The sequence below is a fragment of the Streptomyces sp. CRN 30 genome (assembly GCF_034105845.1).
The window spans coordinates 13862-29086 of sequence record NZ_JAVRHI010000228.1; the positions used below are offsets into that span (position 1 = coordinate 13862).

Here is a 15225-nt window from a genome sequence, read left to right on the forward strand (position 1 = left end):
GACCGGCGCCCGGCCGTCACGCGGACAGCAGCGGGATGCCTGCCCGGCCCGACAGACGGGTGAAGGACCGGTCGCAGTAGACCAGGGGGGCGGCCTCCGTGACGGCCGCCTCCTCCACCCGGCCCACCAGGATGCTGTGGTCGCCGCCGGGCAGGACTCCCTGCAGGGAGCAGACGATGCGCGCCGCCGCCCCCGGCAGTCCGGGCAGCCCCTGCTCGCAGGGGTGCATGTCGCCCGCGGCGAACCGGTCGGTGCCGGAGCGCGCGAACCGGCGGGCGACCTCCGCCTGGTCCTGCGCGAGGACACTGACGAGGAAGGTGTCGGCCGCCACGAAGGCGGCGTGCGTGCTGGCGGCCGTGCCCAACGACAGTGACACCAGCGGCGGTTCGAGGGAGAGCGAGCTGAAGGACGTGGCCGTGAACCCCCACTCCCGGCCGTCGTCGTCCACCGTCGTCGCGATCACCACCGGACCCGGCACCCGGGACATGGCGCGGGCGAAGGCAGCCGGTTCCACGGGCATCACTGCCTCCTGTCTTCGCGGGGCCGCGGCCCGAGCGGGAAGGGCCGGGTCACGGCACCAAGGACCAGGGTTCGGGCGTACGTCCGGCGAGCTGCGGCTTGGCCGCGACCCAGTGGGCGACCGACCGGCGCAGTACCTCGGCCGGGTCCCGCACGGGCACCGTCGGGGTGAACGGCTTGGACATCGAGGTGTACCCCTCGAAGAGGCTGAGCAGTTCCACCGCCTGCGCCTGCACGGGCGACAGGTACTCGTGCACCAGTGGCAGGCAGAAGCGGTGCCAGCGATCGGCCGGCATCATCGGTGGCCGGGGCACGGGAGCCGTCCCCCGTGCCGTCCGCCACTCGTTGATGCCGTCGAGGATGATGTCGAGCATCTCGTCCAGCTTCAGGCAGTCCGCCCCCGCGGCGATGACCTCCACCGGCACGTCGGCCGGTACGGGACCGAGCGCGGCCGCCACGATCACCTCGGCCACCTCGTCGACCGGCGCGATCTCGGCGTAGCCCTCGGGCTCCCCGACCACCAGGGCCGCCAGGCCCGACACGAGCGTCTGCAGCAGGGTGTAGGCGCCGCTGAACCGGGCGACGCCGCCGTCGGAACGGCGGCCGAGGATCAGGGGCGGCCGGACGATGGTCGTGGCCGAGCCCCGCTCCCGCACCAGTGCCTCGCACCGGGCCTTGGACCACTCGTAACCGTTGCGGTAGCCGTCGTACTCCGGTCTGCCCGCGCCGACGTCATCGCCGTGGTCGACGTACGCGGTCGAGACGTGGACGACGTGGGTGTCCGGGCCGGCGAGCGCGAGCGCGGCCCGCAGCGGGTCGATGTTGGAGGCGGTCGCCTCCGCGCGGCTCATGGTCCAGCGGGTGGAGGCGGCGGCGTGCACGATGACGTCCCAGTGGCGGCGCACCGACTCGGGCGGTTCCGCACGGCCCATGTCCCAGGCCAGGACGTCCTGGTCGGGGGAGGGACGGCGGACCACCTGGACCGGGCGGTGTCCGCCGGCCCGCAGCTGCCCGCACACTTCGGCCCCGACGACGCCGGCTGCTCCGGTGACGAGTATGTCCACAGGTGTGACTCCCTGCTGAAGGCGCCCCGCCCGCGGCGGGGCCGGTACGGAGGCGGTGGTCAGACGGGCCGGAACACGATGGACGTGTTGTGTCCGCCGAACCCGAAGGAGTTGCTGATCACCGGGGCCGGTCCGATGCGACGGGGCTCACCGGTGACCACATCGAGCGTCGTCCCGTCGTCCGCGCGGCGGTGGTTGGCCACCGGCGGCACGGTTCCCTCCGTGACGCCGAGCACGGACACCAGGGCCTCGAACGCTCCGGCGGCACCGAACATGTGCCCGACCACTCCCTTGGGGGCGGTCACCGGCGGGGCGTCGGCGCCGAACACGGCCTCGATGGCACGTGCCTCGGCCTGGTCGTTGCGCGGTGTGGAGGTCCCGTGCGCGTTGATGTGCCCGATCTCCCCGGGGGCGATCCCGGCGTCGGCCAGCGCCTCGGTCATGCAGGCCGCCGCGGACGCGCCGTCCCGCCGCGGCATCACCGGGTGGAACGCGTCGCAGTTGGCGCCGTAGCCGGCCGCCTCGGCGTAGACGCGGGCGCCGCGCGCCACCGCGCGGTCGTAGTCCTCGAGGATCAGGAAGGCGGCGCCCTCCCCCATGACGAAGCCGTCGCGGTCCACGTCGAACGGGCGGGACGCCTCCTCCGGCGCGTCCCGGCGGGAGGATGTCGCACCGATGCGCCCGAAGGCGGCCAGCGACACCGGGTCGAGGGGTGCGTCGGCGCCGCCCGCCACGGCCACGTCGAGCCGCCCGTACTGGATCTGCCGCATCGCCTCGCCGAGCGCCGTGGTTCCGCTGGCGCACGCCGTGGAGTACGTCGACGAGGGGCCGTGCAGCTTCAGCCGGACACTGATGGCGGCCGCGGTCCCGTTGGGCATGCCCCGGACCGCCGAGAACGCGTCCGGGGTGCCGGGGCCGCGCAGGAGCTCCGACATGACGACTCCGGAGGTGATGCCGCTGGCGCCGACCATGACCCCGCAGCGCGCCGGGTCGCCGACGCCGTCCTCCGCCAGACCGCTGTCGGCGAAGGCCTCCAGCGCGGCGGTCACGCCGAGGACGGCCGAGCGGTCCAGCACCGGCAGCTCACGGGGCCCGAAGTGCTCCGCGGGGTCGAACGCGGTGACCGTGCAGCCCAGGGGCGGCGGGTCAGCCGCGGACAGGGCGTGGCCGTCCAGGAGCCGGGCGACGGACTTCGCGGACATCACGGAGTCGAACGCGGCTCGCGCGTCCGGGCCCGCGGGGGTCAGCGCCCCCACCCCGGTGACCGCCACCCGGCGTAAGGCGCTCATCACGCGGCCGTCCCGCCGGGACGGGGCGTCTCGGACCGGGCGACGAGGTAGGCGACGAACTCGGCGGGGGTGCGTATCTCGCGGACCTGCTCGACGTCGGCGCGGATGCCCAGGGAGCGCTCCACGCGGACGCCGATCTCCATCAGTTCCAGGCTGTCCATGCTGTGGGTGTCGATGAGGTCGTCCGTGGCCCCCACCGTCGCGGGGTCGACGCCGAGGACCTCGCCGACGGCTGTGCGGACCACCTCGAGGATCTCCGTCTCCGTCCGTACCACCGAGCTCATCGCTGTTCCTTCCCCGCCGCGGCGGCCTTGTCGTTCTTCTGCGGGAGCCAGTCGCTCGGCAGCGCCAGGGGATAGCCGGACGCCTCGTTGAGCGGCAGGATCTCCCGTGCGACCCGCAGCGCGGGATACAGGCCCTCGGGGCGGCGGATGGAGGGCGGCGGCTCGTCGAAACCGAGGTCCCGTTCGAAGGCGCGGGCGTAGGCCAGCACGTCCGCCGTCACGTCGTCGAGCTCCTCCTGGGTCGTGGCCCGGGCGCACCGGGCGACCAGTCCGAGGCCCTCCTCGACCACCTCGTCGGGCAAGCCGTGGAACGGGTCGGTCAGCGGGTCGTCGAAGTCCGGCACTCCGCCTCCGGCGCCCAGCGAGCGCACCCCGAGGCAGCGCAGCACCAGCGAGCGCACGGAGTGGGCGACGACGCCGCCGCGTCCGTCGCGGGCCGCGCCGACACAGTCCTCGATGTCCGCCTGGATGTCGATCAGCAGGTGGACGGTGCCGATGCTGTGGTATCCCATCCACCGGCGCGCGTCGTCGACCGCCTGCACACTCATGCTCGTCCTCCGTCCGCTACCGAAAGCCACACCAGTCCCTGACGACCCAGCAGCCTCGCGTCCTCGTCGAGGGAGCCGGCCGGTCCGCGCCACACGACGCCGTCGGCGCCGGGGACCGCGAAGTCCGGGGTCCGGCTCTCCACGCCCTGGGCGCCCCAGCGGTGCAACAGGGTCCGGCCGCGCACCTCCACACGTTTGACGTCGGGCATGAGGGCGAGCTGGACGACCGGGTCCTCGGGCAGCGGGTGCAGCAGCTCCGCGAGGAGGTCCTCGACGGCGCTGTGGTAGCTGCGGGCCTCCTCGGCACGGGTGGGCGCGCTGAGCAGGAACCGGTAGGTGTCCTGGTACCGCTCGGCGGCACTGCGCTCCAGCTTGGGCTGGATCCACTTGGCGCCGAAGTAGATCTCCCCCGCCCGTGCGGCGACGACCTCCAGGGCGCTGAGCCCGGCGTCGCAGTAGCGCTGGGCGGCGAGCCGCGGGTTCGTCTCGCGCGAGAGGCGGGCGGCGGTGCGCAGGCGCAGGGACTCGCGGCTCCACCAGGAGATCGCGTAGTCGGTCACCGGCTCCGCGAGGCCGTGCAGCCACTTCCGCCAGTGCTCGGTGCCCTCCAGCGGCAGGCCGCAGGCGAGCCTGGCCAGGCGCTTGAAGCGCCGCATGGAGCCCTTCCAGTCCGAGAAGGTGACGAGTTCGCCGTCGTAGCCGGGTGAGGCGAGCAGGTCGTCGACCGAGCCGGCCCAGTCCACCGGCAGGTAGTTGATGTCGACCGGCAGGCCCAGCACATGGGAGGAGATGGGGATGTTGGTGACCTGGGCGTCGACGAAGACCAGCAGGTCGACGTCGCTCTCGTCGTTGCCGAAGCCCTGCTGCACCGAGCCGGTGGCGACGGTGAGCAGCGGGGCGCCGAAACTGTCGGCGACCTGGTCGGTGAGGTCGGTCAGGGTGCGGTCGCGGCGGGCGAGGAACGCCTCCACGTGCGCGCGGGAGGTGGCTTCGTCGATCACCGGGGCACCCGCTTCTCCAGGCCGCTGAGCATGGTGTGCGCGCTCTCGCGCAGGGCGGTCACCGCGATGGGGTTGAGCATGTCGGCCATCAGGGGTATGCCGATCTCGAAGTCGACGTAGAGCGTGACGGAGCAGCGTCCGTCGTCCAGCGGCACCACCGTCCAGTGACCCGTGTAGGTCTCCATGTCGCCGCTCTCCTGCTGGAACGTCACGATCCGGTTCACCGGATCCAGCTCCTCGTTCTGCACCCACTGCAGGACGGAACCGCGCAGCAGGACCGACCACGCGGTGCGGCGTACGGTGTCGCTCTCCGCCGAGACGACGCGCACGGACTGCACGTTCCGGGTCGTCTCCGGATACGATTCGACGTCCGTGACCGCTGTCCAGGCGTCATCGGCATGGGCTCCGATGATGAGGGTTTCCTCAACGACGGGCATTGCCCTCCTTTCACCATCGGCCATATCCGTCGATCAGCCGTGGCTTGGCATTTCCCCGGTTACGCACGAGTAAAGCGTCGAGTGATTCGACGACTGAAACGCAACGTACCAGAACCTGTATGAAATGCGGGATTCAGGATACCGGCCGGCGAATACGCCGACGGTAATCCCGTGCGGTGACGCGGCACAGCGTCAGCCGGCCACGCCGTCACCGCCCCCGGAGAGGGAGGGCGACGGGGTCCGAGCAGTCACCGCGAGCAATTCCGTATACGACTGCCGCCGCGCCACACCGACGTGATCCACCAACATACCGAACCGTCCTTCGGCCGACCCGGGAAACATCTGATTCACCGAGTCTATTGACTGTCGGCAGCCTACCAGGCACGACCGACGCGGCAAGGAATCACGAATAACGGGACAGCATTCGAGGAGAGCGCCCGACGGGGCTCCGCACTTCACCGCACTTCGGGTTGCGTAATTACTGGTAATTGACCTGGGATTACGGGACGGATTCCACAAACCGGCGCGAAGTCGCCGGTGAGGCGTCGCGGAGTTCGGCTCGACCCGGCGTGCGTTCCTACCGGTCGGCCCGGAGGGAGGGTCCGTGAGGGACGGCGGGGGCGGGCCGTGCGCGGCCGGCCGTCGTCACCTTCGGCCGGTGCCGCCCGCGCCGTCCCGTGCGCACCCTCCGCGATCGCGCCGGGCGCCGGCCCGCCGGACGGGGGCTCGGACGGTGTCCCGTAAACCGGGGCCACGCCTTGTCGTACGGCCGCGCGGGACCTTCCCCTTCCCCGCGCGGCGGGCGCCCGCCCGGCCGGAGCCGGGCGTCACCTCATGCGGAGGGCGAACGGCCGTGGAGGGCGGCGGCTTCCTGCCACTCGGCGGCGGAGCTGGGGGGCAACAGGTCCGCGGAGGCCTGGCGGTCCGCGTCGAGGACCTCCGTGGCGATCCGGACGAAGTCCCAGACCTCGATCTTCGGACTCGCCGGATCGAGCAGTGCGGTCAACTCGTCCCAGCTGAGCAGCATGCCGCTGTCGGCGGCCTGGCGGAGACGGGTGAGGGCGTCCGGTGTGACCGCCGGCTGCACCCGCTCGAACGCGGCCTCCAGGTCGAAGTCGCTCGCCGGTGTCCGGCCCTCCAGCCGCGCCACCTCCGCGCGGGCCCGCCGCTCGGCGGCCTCCGTGTCGGCCGCGCCGACCTCGGCGAGCAGGGCACGGCGTTCGGTCCGGTCGAGGAAGATGCCGATCTCGCGGACGACGTCGGCCGGTTCGTCGGCCACATGCACGAAGTTGATGATCTTGTTGGGCGGCTCCAGCAGGGTCCGCAGGTGTTCGGGGCCGCGCGCCTCGGGGTCGGCCGAGCCCTTGAGGACGGACAGCCGCACCGCGCCGGGCACCGTCGCGTCGTACCGGTCGTCGCGCACGATGAGCAGCACCGAGTCGGAGACGCCGTGCATGAGGGTCATGAGCGCGAGCCGGTCGGTGGTGTAGACGTGCCAGTTGTAGCGCCACAGCTCGCGCATCGAGTGACGGTTGTGCCGGATGGGGGCACTGGCGACGATGCTGAAGCCGTTGTCCGCGAGGTAGCGCAGGGTGCGTTCGGCCTGGCGGCCGGCCATGCCGTCGCACTTGAAGCTCAGCAGGCCGAGCGGGGCGAGTGCGTCGGCCACGGTCCGGCCCGCCGTCGGCGCGTCGTCCGGAGCGCCGAGCACGTCGAGGGCGTCGGCCCAGCACTCGCGGAAGTAGAGGTCCTCCGCGAACAGTTCGGTCTTGGTGGCCGACACGGTCAGGGAGCGCCACACCTCGGCGTCGGGCGTCCGGCTGTCGGGTGCGCTTCTCATACGTTCTCCCTGTGGCGGTCGCCGATGCTCGTGTCCGGGCGCGGGACCGACTCCCACGACCGGGCGTCCGGGTTGGTCAGCACTTTGGCGAACCCGGGCTCGTCGTACTCGATGACGTAGGTCCCCAGCACGGCCAGGTCCCAGCGGTCGGGCCGGGCACCGGCCGCGTCCAGTTCCGCGAGGAAGGGCCGCCAGGCGACCCGCTCGTCGCGTGCCATGCGCTCCAGCCGGTACCGCGCGGCGTCGGCGGCCGGGCCGGGGCCCGCCTCGTCCACCGCACGGGTCACCCGCTCCAGCGCGTCCGCGCGGTCCAGGGACCGGACGGGGGCGGCGAAGCGTTCGCGGGCGCGGCGGAGGGTGTCCTCGTCCTCCGCGGCGGGCGCCCCGTTCACCAGGCTGCCGAGCAGGGCGCGGCGGGCGGCGGGATCGAGGAGCAGGCCGAGTTCGCGCAGCAGGTCCGCGGGCTCGTCGGCGACGTGGACGTAGCTGAGGATGCGGTTCGGCTGGCCGAGCAGGGCGCGCAGGGTGCCGGGCTTCTGCATCTCCAGGGTGGCGGAGCCCTTGAGCGTCGACAGCCGTACGGCGCCCGGCAGCAGGTGTCCGGGCTCGCCGCGCAGCAGCAGGAGCAGGGCGGGTCCGGCACCGAGCACCAGCTCGTTGACGGCCAGCCGGTCCAGGGTGGCCGAGGTGAGCTGGTACCGCCACAACTCCCGCCAGTGGAACGGCTGGAAGAGGAGGTCCCGGGCGCCGGCGACGGTGAACCCGTGCTCGCCCAGGTAGTCGAGGACGGGTAACAGCTGGCCGGAGGCCAGTCCGTCGGGCTTGACGACCAGCAGGGCGCCCTCGTGCAGCACGGTCGACAGCTGCCCGTCCGCGACCTCCTCGGCGTCGGCCAGTCCCTCGCGGAAGTAGGTCTCGCGAGCGTACAGCTCTCTCTTGGTGCGGCTACGCGTCAGTGCCGGCCAGTCAACCATCGCCTTGAGGCCTTCCCGTGCGGTTCTGTCCTGCGGCAATCCGCCGAGGATGCTAGCAGGGCCCGCATTCGGTTCCGGATCACGTGAGACACCATTTGTGGATTTCACCGTTCCGGGTCACCAGTTGAGACGGATCTCGGAGGGAAACGCCTGCCCCGCCGGCCAGGAATGCCGTTTTCGCGGACAGATCGGACAGGTTTAGAAATCATGCGGATAGATTCGGTAAAGGCACCGAAGACTTACTGACGCGTACGGCTCCACAGCCTCCCTTGACGGGTGAACACGGCGTCTGGCTAATCTCTGGGTGTGGGAATTCCTCCCATGCAAACCGATTAGGAAGGTGGCTAACATGCGTGAAGCAGTCTCCACTGCCGTGCAGAGCAGCAACTTCAACCTGAAGAACGAGGTCGTCGACCTCATTCCTTCCGGTGTTGCCGCCGGCCACGCCGTTCTGGGCATCCGCGAGCTGGAGGCCTTCCGTACCGCCGGTTCCTTCGTGCCGGCCTCGAAGCACGGCCTCGAGGTCATCACGGGCGCCAGCTGCGAGACCGGCGCTCAGTAACGAAACACCTCGGATGGGCCACCTTCACCGGTGGCCCATCCGGGCTTCGCTCCTCTTTCACCGCATTGCACGTCGGAGGGAAAGTTCATGACCGGCACGTCGTCCGATTCGCTTCCCAGGGTTTCCGTTGTGACCTCGCACGGTCGGCAGCCACTCGTCGGCGCGGCCGATGAGCGCCTCATCGACATCCTGAACCGCAACCGCGTCCCGTGGTCCGCGGTCGCGGCGTATGTGGTGCCGGAATCCGGCGGCGAACCGCGGCTTTCCCCCTCCTTGGACCGCACCCTGGAAGAATTCGAGGACGCGTCCGAGATCCTGCTGTACTTCAACCGGAACGTCAATCCGTTCAATTTCTCGATCGACGACTTCAAGACCGTCGAGAGCGACACTCCCGGGGAAGAGGCCACCGAGTACATCTACCAGCGCCTCGACAACGAGTCCGGGACGGCCGAGTCCTTCCTGAAGAAGCTCAGCCCCGAGGAATGCCGGCAGATCATCGCCGACCGTGTCGGTGACACCGTCCGCGCGCACGTGCCGCAGGGCGCCGATCTGGTGGTCGGCGTCAGTGGCGGCGGCGACAGCAACGCCCTGCTGTACGGGCTGAGCCACCTGGCCGACCACGGCATCACCGTGCACCCGGTGATCCTCAAGGGCATCCCGGACTGGGACGCCGGTGTCCCGCGCGCCCAGGCGCTGTGCGAGAAGTACGGACTGACGCTCACCGTCATCGAGGCCGACGAGGTCAAGCACCTGCTGGGCATACCCGCGGACTCCGTCGACCTGATCGACCGGTTCGAGCAGGAATTCCAGGGCGACGACTTCGAGTTCCTCGGCACGCTGCTGATCCGCCTCGCGCTCTCCAAGGCCGCCAGGGACATCGGCACGACGTACATCGCCACCGGGGTGAACCTGGAGGACATCGTCTGCGAGAACCTCTACCGCGTCACGACGGGTCTGAAGCCGGCGGCGTTCCCGGCCCGGCAGATCGGCGAGACCACGCTCCTGCTGCCGCTGTGGCTGTGCCCCAAGCGCATCATCGACGGCTGCTTCCCGAAGTTCTCGCTGGAGAACTACGACGCCCGTTACCCGTGCTTCTCGCTCGGCCGGAACCTCTACTACAGCGTCGTCTACGCGATGCAGTCCCAGTTCCCCGGATATCTCGAGCAGGTCGCCCGGGGCCTTTCGGAGCTGAGCCTGAAGGACCCGGTCGAGTACACCTACAACGAGCAGCTCGGCTTCCACGTCGAACGCACCGTTCCCTTCCCGCTGTTGCGGCGGTTCCAGAAGATGCTCAGCGGCGCGCAGCCGGTCGGCGGCTGACGGGCGGGAGCGGAGCAGATGACCCCACACTGCCTGGTGGTGGTCGGGGGCGGCCCCATGTGCACGTACGCCATGGCGCATCTGGCGGCCGTGCTGCCGGACGCGTCGCCGGTCCGGCCCGTGCGGATCGTGGTCCTCGACCGCGGGGGCCGGGCGGGCGCGGGCGACGTGCACAGCGACGTACAGCCGCGGACCAGCTATCTCAACCGCGTGGCCGGGCAGATCGCCTTCGCCCCGGACGAGTCCAGCGACCCGCCGCGCAAGCTGCTGCCCGCCGCGCTGCGGCCCACCTTCCAGGAGTGGTGTGCCCAGCGGCACGCCGCGACCGGTCACCCCGACTTCGACCTGCGCCCGCACGACGTGCCCAAGCGGTACGTCCACGGGCTCGCCCTGCGCGAGATGTTCCTGCGCTACACGGAGCTGCTGCGCGCGATGGACGGCGTCACCGTCGAGGTGGGACAGGCCGAGGTGACCGGGGTGCGGCCGGTCGGCGACCCCGCCGCCGGTCGGTTCCGGATCACCACCGCCACCGGGGACGAGATCCTCGCCGACGAGGTCCTGTTCGTCACCGGGCACTCCTGGAACACTCCCGCTCCCGGCAGCGAGGAGGAGACGCTCACGGCGCACCCGGGATACGTGCCCACGCCCTACCCGCCGGCCGAGCGGCTGGACGAGTCGGCGGTGCCCCCGGGCCGGCCGGTGGCCGTACGCGGACTCGGGCTCACCGCGATCGACGTCCTCCTCGCGCTGACCGAGGGCCGCGGCGGCACCTTCGTCCCCGCTCCGGACGTGTCCCCGCACGGACTGCGGTACGTGCCGGCCGGCCGCGAGCCGTCGGTGATCGTCGCCTGCAGCCCCAGCGGGGTGCCCGTGTCGGGCCGGCCGCTCAACGCCAAGGTGGCCGATCCGGGACTGGAGCACTCCGGGGAGTTCTTCACCGTCGACGCGGTGCGCGCCCTGCGCTCCCGGGTCGGTGTGCCTACGCCGGACGGGCGCCGGGCGCTCGACTTCGACCGGCACCTGTTCCCGCTCGTGGCCCTGGAGATGGCCTGGGTCCACCACCGCACCGTGCGGGACGGGACGACCGTGGAGCGGCTGCGTGCGGCCGTGGACGCGGCGCACCGCGCGTTCCTGGCCGGGCGGGGTCCATGGGCGGAGGACGGCGCGGACGCGCTGGTCGCGGCGCTCGAATCCCCGCTCGACGCCGCGGATCCCGACCGCTTCGGATGGCGGGCGCTGCTCGATCCGATGCCCGCGGCCTCGGCCCGCCGGGACGACGACGGCGCCGACTGGGCCCGGCGCTGCGCGGAGTACCTGCGCCGTGACCATCTCGACGCCCAGGAGGGCAATCTGCGCAACGCGGTCAAGGCGGCCTGCGACGGCGTCTGGCGGGACCTCCGCGCGGTCTTCGGCGAGGCCGTCGACTTCGGCGGCCTGACCCCCGAGTCCCACCGCCGCTTCATGCGCACCCGTATGCGCCACTACAACCGGCTGTCCAACGGCGCGGGCCTGGAACCGATGGCGAAGATGATGGCGCTGCTCGACGCCGGGCTCCTCGACCTGTCGGTCGGGCCGGAGCCCGCGGTGCGCCCCGCCGCGGGCGGAACCGGTGGGTTCACCGTGACGGGTGGCCGGACCGGGGCCGTCAGGACGGTGGACACCGTGGTCGAGGGCCGGATCCACCCGTTCTCCCCGCACCGCGACGTCCTCCCGCTGTACCGCTCGCTGCTCGACGCCGGCCTGGTGCGGCTGTGGCGCAACCAGGGGCCGGACGGCGACTACGAACCGGGCGCACTGGATCTCACCGACCGCTTCCACCCCGTCCTGCCCGACGGCTCCAGCGAGCCCCGGCTCACCTTCCTCGGCGCTCCCGCCGAGGGACTCAGGGTCTTCCAGCAGAGCGCCGCCCGGCCGCACTCCAACAGTTCGGTCCTCGCGGCCGCCGCGGACTGGGCGGAGGAGGCGGTGCAGCGCATGTCCCGCTCGGACGCCTCCCGATCACGTACGAAGAAGGACGGTTGACACGTTGGCTCGTCGCTCACACATGAGGCTGGGTGCCTTCCTCTACCCGGCCGGCTACCACGTGGCCGCCTGGCGTCATCCCGACGTACCCGCGGACGCGGGAATGAACTTCGCGCACTACACCGAGCTGGCGCGCACCGCGGAGCGCGGCCTGTTCGACTTCCTCTTCCTGCCGGACAGTTCGGCGATGCGCGGGGCCGACATGACGGAGCTCAGCCGCACCGCCATCCGGTACGTCGCCCAGTTCGAACCGCTGACCCTGCTGGGCGCGCTGGCCGCGGTCACCGAGCGGATCGGGCTGACCGCCACCGTCTCCTCCACCTACAACGAGCCGTACCACACGGCCCGGATGGTCGCCTCACTCGATCACATCAGCGGTGGGCGGGCCGGCTGGAACCTGGTGACCTCCCAGAACCCTTACGAGGCGTACAACTTCGGCCTGCCCGAACATCCCGACCACGCCGCCCGCTACCACCGGGCACAGGAGTTCGCCACCGTGGTCAAGGGGCTGTGGGACACCTGGCACGACGACGCCTGGGTCCGGGACAAGGCGGCCGGCCAGTACTTCGTCCCGGAGAAGGTCGGCCCGCTGGACCACCGCGGGGAGCACTTCTCCGTGCGCGGCCCGCTGAACATGCCCCGCAGCCCGCAGGGACACCCGGTGACGATCCAGGCCGGCTCCTCCGGGCCGGGCGTCGACCTGGCCGGCGCCACCGCGGACGTGGTGTTCACCGCGCAGCACCGCAAGGACGACGTGCGGGCCTTCGCCGAGGACGTCCGCGCGAGCGCCGAGAAGCACGGCCGTGACCCGGAGTCCCTCCAGGTCCTGGCCGGTGTCTTCCCGTTCGTGGGGCGCACCCGGGCCGAGGCCGAGGAGAAGGCGGAGCGGCTCCAGGACCTGATCGAACCCGCGGTGGGACTCTCCCTGCTGGCCAGCGAGCTGGGGCACGTCGACCTGTCCGGCTGCGACCTGGACGGGCCGCTCCCGGAGCTGCCGCCCTCCAACTCGGGGCAGAGCAGACGCGATCTTGTGGTGCGGATGGCGGCCGACGAGAACCTGAGCATTCGCCAGCTGTACAAGCGGGTGGCGGGGTCCCGAGGGCACCGGCAGGTGGTGGGCACGGCCGCGTCGATCGCCGACGAACTGGAGGACTGGTTCGGCAGCGGACTCGTCGACGGCTTCATCGTCATGCCCCCGTCCCTGCCCGGCGGCCTCGACGACTTCGTCGACCTGGTCCTGCCCGAGCTGCGGCGTCGCGGGCTGTTCCGGACCGCCTACGAGGGCCGTACGCTCCGCGACCACCTGGGACTGGAGAGGCCGAGCCGGTGAACCGACGGGACGAACCGACGGCCGACGAGGAGTTCGAGCTGGTGGCGCGGCGCGCCGGGCTGACCGTACCGGAGGAGTGGCGCGCGGGGACCGTCGCCTCGTACGCCGAACTCATGGCGCTCACCGCTCTGCTGCGCACTCCGGGACGGCCGGTCGAGCAGGAGCCCTCGTCCGTCTACCGGATCGCCATGGAGGACGACGATGTCTGAACCCGGCGCACTGCACGAACTCTCCGTGGCCGAGGCCGGCCGGCACCTGCGTTCGGGCGCGCTGACCTCGGTCGACCTCACCCGGCACGCGCTGGAACGCATCGCCGCGGCCAACCCGGTCCTGCACGCCTTCGTGACCGTCACCGACGAGCGGGCGCTCAAGGACGCCGACCGCGCCGACCACGAGCTGGCGTCCGGGATCGACCGCGGCCCCCTGCACGGCATCCCCTACGCCCTGAAGGACATCTTCGACACCCGGGGCATCCGTACGACCAGCCACTCCTGGCTGATGATGGAGCACGTGCCGGACGGGGACGCCGAGGTCGAGACGCGGCTGCGGGAGGGCGGCGCGGTACTCGTCGGCAAACTGGCCACCCACGAGTTCGCCCTCGGTGGCCCGAGCCCCGACCTGCCCTTCCCGCCGGCCCGCAACCCCTGGCACACGGACCACTTCACCGGGGCGTCCTCGACGGGCGCGGGCGCGGCCGTGGCGGCGGGACTGGTCCGGATCGCGATCGGCTCCGACACCAGCGGTTCGGTGCGCGGCCCCGCCTGCCACTGCGGCACCGTGGGCCTGAAGCCGACCTACGGCCTGGTGTCCAGGCGGGGCGCCTTCCCCCTGTCGTACGCGCTCGACCACATCGGTCCGCTCGGCTGGACCGTGCAGGACACCGCGCTCGCCACCCAGGTCATCGCCGGGTACGACCCGCGGGACCCGGGCAGCGCGCGGCGTCCGGTGCCGGACCTGACGGCGGACCTCGACGCGGGGGTACGGGGGCTGCGGATCGCCTACTCGCCCTCCTGGTTCCGGGACCACCCCGTGACCTCCACGGAGGTGACCGACGCCATCGAGCGGGTGCTGGCGGAGCTGACCGAACGGGGGGCCACGGTCCACGAGGTGGAGCCGCCGGCGTACCAGCGGTTCAACGCCTGCGGGCGGGTCATCATGGTCGCCGAGGCCTACGCGATCCACGAGGCCGACCTGCGGGAACGGCCCCGCTCCTACGGCCGCTACACCTACCAGCGGATCGCGTCCGCGGCCGGGCTGAGCGCGGCCGACCTGGTGCAGGCCCACCGGCTGCGGCAGGAGCTGGCCGACGACGTGCAACGCACCGTCCTCGACCGGTACGACGTGTGGGTGACCGCGGCCGGTCTCACCCCGCCGCCGCGGCTGGACTCCTTCGCGCCCGACTGGCCGCCACCGCCCGAACTGTCCGCCATGCAGACCATCCCCTTCAACGTCACCGGCCACCCGGCGCTCGTCCTGCCCACCGGGCTGTCCGGGACCGGACTGCCGCTGGGCATGCAGATCGTGGGTCGGCCCTTCGACGAGACGACGGTGCTGCGGGTGGGCGCGACCGTGGAGGCGCTCACCGGCCATCCGGGCCGCCGGCCGGCCGGCTTCGGTGCCTGGGGCACGCGGGGCTGAGACGGCCGCGGCCGTCCGACGGGTGCCCTCGCGAGAGGGGCCCGAGCCGGTCCCGGTCCCGGTCCCGGACGGAGGGGAGTGATCAGGACCGGCGCAGCCAACCGGTCTGCAGGAGGGCGTCGAAGAGGCGGTCCGTGGTGGCGGGGTCCAGGGGCCGGCGCAGGCCGAAGGACGTCTCGGCGACGATGCGTTCGCGGTCCCGTACGCCATCGGCGCGGATGGCGAGGTTGAACAGCACCGACAGGTGCTGTTTGTCCTCCGCGATCATGCCGCCGAGCACCGAGCGCGTGTCGGGCGCGAGTTCGCCGAGCATGGCGCGCAGGTTGAGCGGCCCCTCCCAACCTCGTCGCACCGGGGGCCCGCGGGGCGGAGACGGCCGCGGCCGTCCGACGGGTGC

At 71.9% G+C, this 15225-nt stretch carries 16 protein-coding genes; 6 read left to right on the plus strand and 10 right to left on the minus strand.

Going from position 1 to position 15225, the window contains the following annotated elements; translation table 11 throughout:
- Positions 1-16: 16 nt before the first annotated feature.
- The 9 genes from UW392_RS24500 to UW392_RS24540 form a co-directional block, all read right to left on the minus strand.
- Positions 17-520 (minus strand): flavin reductase family protein, encoded by a 504-nt coding sequence (locus UW392_RS24500; RefSeq protein ID WP_320777265.1) that lies wholly within the window; start codon positions 518-520, stop codon positions 17-19.
- A gap of 49 nt (positions 521-569) precedes the next feature.
- Positions 570-1583, minus strand: a complete 1014-nt coding sequence (locus UW392_RS24505) for an SDR family oxidoreductase (protein ID WP_320777266.1) — start codon at positions 1581-1583, stop codon at positions 570-572.
- A 59-nt stretch (positions 1584-1642) separates the two neighbouring features.
- On the minus strand, positions 1643-2872 hold the full coding sequence (locus UW392_RS24510; RefSeq protein ID WP_320777267.1) for a beta-ketoacyl-[acyl-carrier-protein] synthase family protein: 1230 nt from the start codon (positions 2870-2872) through the stop codon (positions 1643-1645).
- Positions 2872-3156 (minus strand): acyl carrier protein, encoded by a 285-nt coding sequence (locus tag UW392_RS24515; RefSeq protein WP_320777268.1) that lies wholly within the window; start codon positions 3154-3156, stop codon positions 2872-2874. Before UW392_RS24515 ends, UW392_RS24510 begins: the two co-directional genes overlap by 1 nt.
- Entirely contained in the window at positions 3153-3704 is a 552-nt protein-coding gene (locus UW392_RS24520; protein WP_320777269.1) for a hypothetical protein, read from the minus strand. The genes UW392_RS24515 and UW392_RS24520 overlap by 4 nt, the downstream gene beginning before the upstream one ends.
- Entirely contained in the window at positions 3701-4705 is a 1005-nt protein-coding gene (locus UW392_RS24525) for a DUF6001 family protein (RefSeq protein ID WP_320777270.1), read from the minus strand. Before UW392_RS24525 ends, UW392_RS24520 begins: the two co-directional genes overlap by 4 nt.
- A complete protein-coding gene (locus UW392_RS24530; RefSeq protein WP_320777271.1) occupies positions 4702-5142 on the minus strand; it encodes a type II toxin-antitoxin system RatA family toxin in 441 nt (146 codons plus the stop codon). Before UW392_RS24530 ends, UW392_RS24525 begins: the two co-directional genes overlap by 4 nt.
- Positions 5143-5974: 832 nt before the next feature.
- The gene (locus UW392_RS24535) at positions 5975-6982 is read right to left on the minus strand and encodes a nucleoside-diphosphate kinase (RefSeq protein WP_320777272.1); all 1008 of its coding nucleotides are present in this window, start codon (positions 6980-6982) and stop codon (positions 5975-5977) included.
- Positions 6979-7956, minus strand: a complete 978-nt coding sequence (locus tag UW392_RS24540; RefSeq protein WP_320777273.1) for a nucleoside-diphosphate kinase — start codon at positions 7954-7956, stop codon at positions 6979-6981. The genes UW392_RS24535 and UW392_RS24540 overlap by 4 nt, the downstream gene beginning before the upstream one ends.
- Before the next feature lie 349 nt (positions 7957-8305).
- Between UW392_RS24540 and UW392_RS24545 the strand changes: the two genes are divergently transcribed.
- The 6 genes from UW392_RS24545 to UW392_RS24570 all read left to right on the plus strand — a co-directional run bounded on the left by UW392_RS24545 (position 8306) and on the right by UW392_RS24570 (position 14828).
- Positions 8306-8518 (plus strand): hypothetical protein, encoded by a 213-nt coding sequence (locus UW392_RS24545; protein ID WP_320777274.1) that lies wholly within the window; start codon positions 8306-8308, stop codon positions 8516-8518.
- Between the two features lie 129 nt (positions 8519-8647).
- On the plus strand, positions 8648-9838 hold the full coding sequence (locus UW392_RS24550; protein ID WP_320777275.1) for a hypothetical protein: 1191 nt from the start codon (positions 8648-8650) through the stop codon (positions 9836-9838).
- Positions 9839-9856: 18 nt separating this feature from the next.
- Positions 9857-11860, plus strand: coding sequence for an FAD/NAD(P)-binding protein (locus UW392_RS24555; protein WP_320777276.1), 2004 nt, complete (start codon positions 9857-9859; stop codon positions 11858-11860).
- A 22-nt stretch (positions 11861-11882) separates the two neighbouring features.
- Complete coding sequence (locus tag UW392_RS24560; RefSeq protein ID WP_320777277.1) at positions 11883-13190, plus strand: LLM class flavin-dependent oxidoreductase; 1308 nt, start codon at positions 11883-11885, stop codon at positions 13188-13190.
- On the plus strand, positions 13187-13399 hold the full coding sequence (locus UW392_RS24565; RefSeq protein ID WP_320777278.1) for a hypothetical protein: 213 nt from the start codon (positions 13187-13189) through the stop codon (positions 13397-13399). The genes UW392_RS24560 and UW392_RS24565 overlap by 4 nt, the downstream gene beginning before the upstream one ends.
- Positions 13392-14828, plus strand: coding sequence for an amidase (locus UW392_RS24570; RefSeq protein WP_320777279.1), 1437 nt, complete (start codon positions 13392-13394; stop codon positions 14826-14828). Before UW392_RS24565 ends, UW392_RS24570 begins: the two co-directional genes overlap by 8 nt.
- 82 nt (positions 14829-14910) lie before the next feature.
- On the opposite strand, the gene UW392_RS24575 is transcribed toward UW392_RS24570, so the two are convergent.
- Positions 14911-15225 (minus strand): hypothetical protein (locus UW392_RS24575; protein WP_320777280.1); only part of this gene is annotated, 315 nt, incomplete at its 5' end.

What these genes read in the sequence shown, in the direction of transcription:
- UW392_RS24560 (WP_320777277.1), top strand. Translation starts at nt 11,883, where the DNA reads ATGAGGCTGGGTGCCTTCCTCTACCCGGCCGGCTACCACGTGGCCGCC.
- UW392_RS24515 (WP_320777268.1), bottom strand. Translation starts at nt 3,156, where the DNA reads ATGAGCTCGGTGGTACGGACGGAGACGGAGATCCTCGAGGTGGTCCGC.
- UW392_RS24540 (WP_320777273.1), bottom strand. Translation starts at nt 7,956, where the DNA reads ATGGTTGACTGGCCGGCACTGACGCGTAGCCGCACCAAGAGAGAGCTG.
- UW392_RS24510 (WP_320777267.1), bottom strand. Translation starts at nt 2,872, where the DNA reads ATGAGCGCCTTACGCCGGGTGGCGGTCACCGGGGTGGGGGCGCTGACC.
- UW392_RS24555 (WP_320777276.1), top strand. Translation starts at nt 9,857, where the DNA reads ATGACCCCACACTGCCTGGTGGTGGTCGGGGGCGGCCCCATGTGCACG.
- UW392_RS24535 (WP_320777272.1), bottom strand. Translation starts at nt 6,982, where the DNA reads ATGAGAAGCGCACCCGACAGCCGGACGCCCGACGCCGAGGTGTGGCGC.
- UW392_RS24545 (WP_320777274.1), top strand. Translation starts at nt 8,306, where the DNA reads ATGCGTGAAGCAGTCTCCACTGCCGTGCAGAGCAGCAACTTCAACCTG.
- UW392_RS24500 (WP_320777265.1), bottom strand. Translation starts at nt 520, where the DNA reads ATGCCCGTGGAACCGGCTGCCTTCGCCCGCGCCATGTCCCGGGTGCCG.
- UW392_RS24520 (WP_320777269.1), bottom strand. Translation starts at nt 3,704, where the DNA reads ATGAGTGTGCAGGCGGTCGACGACGCGCGCCGGTGGATGGGATACCAC.
- UW392_RS24570 (WP_320777279.1), top strand. Translation starts at nt 13,392, where the DNA reads ATGTCTGAACCCGGCGCACTGCACGAACTCTCCGTGGCCGAGGCCGGC.
- UW392_RS24530 (WP_320777271.1), bottom strand. Translation starts at nt 5,142, where the DNA reads ATGCCCGTCGTTGAGGAAACCCTCATCATCGGAGCCCATGCCGATGAC.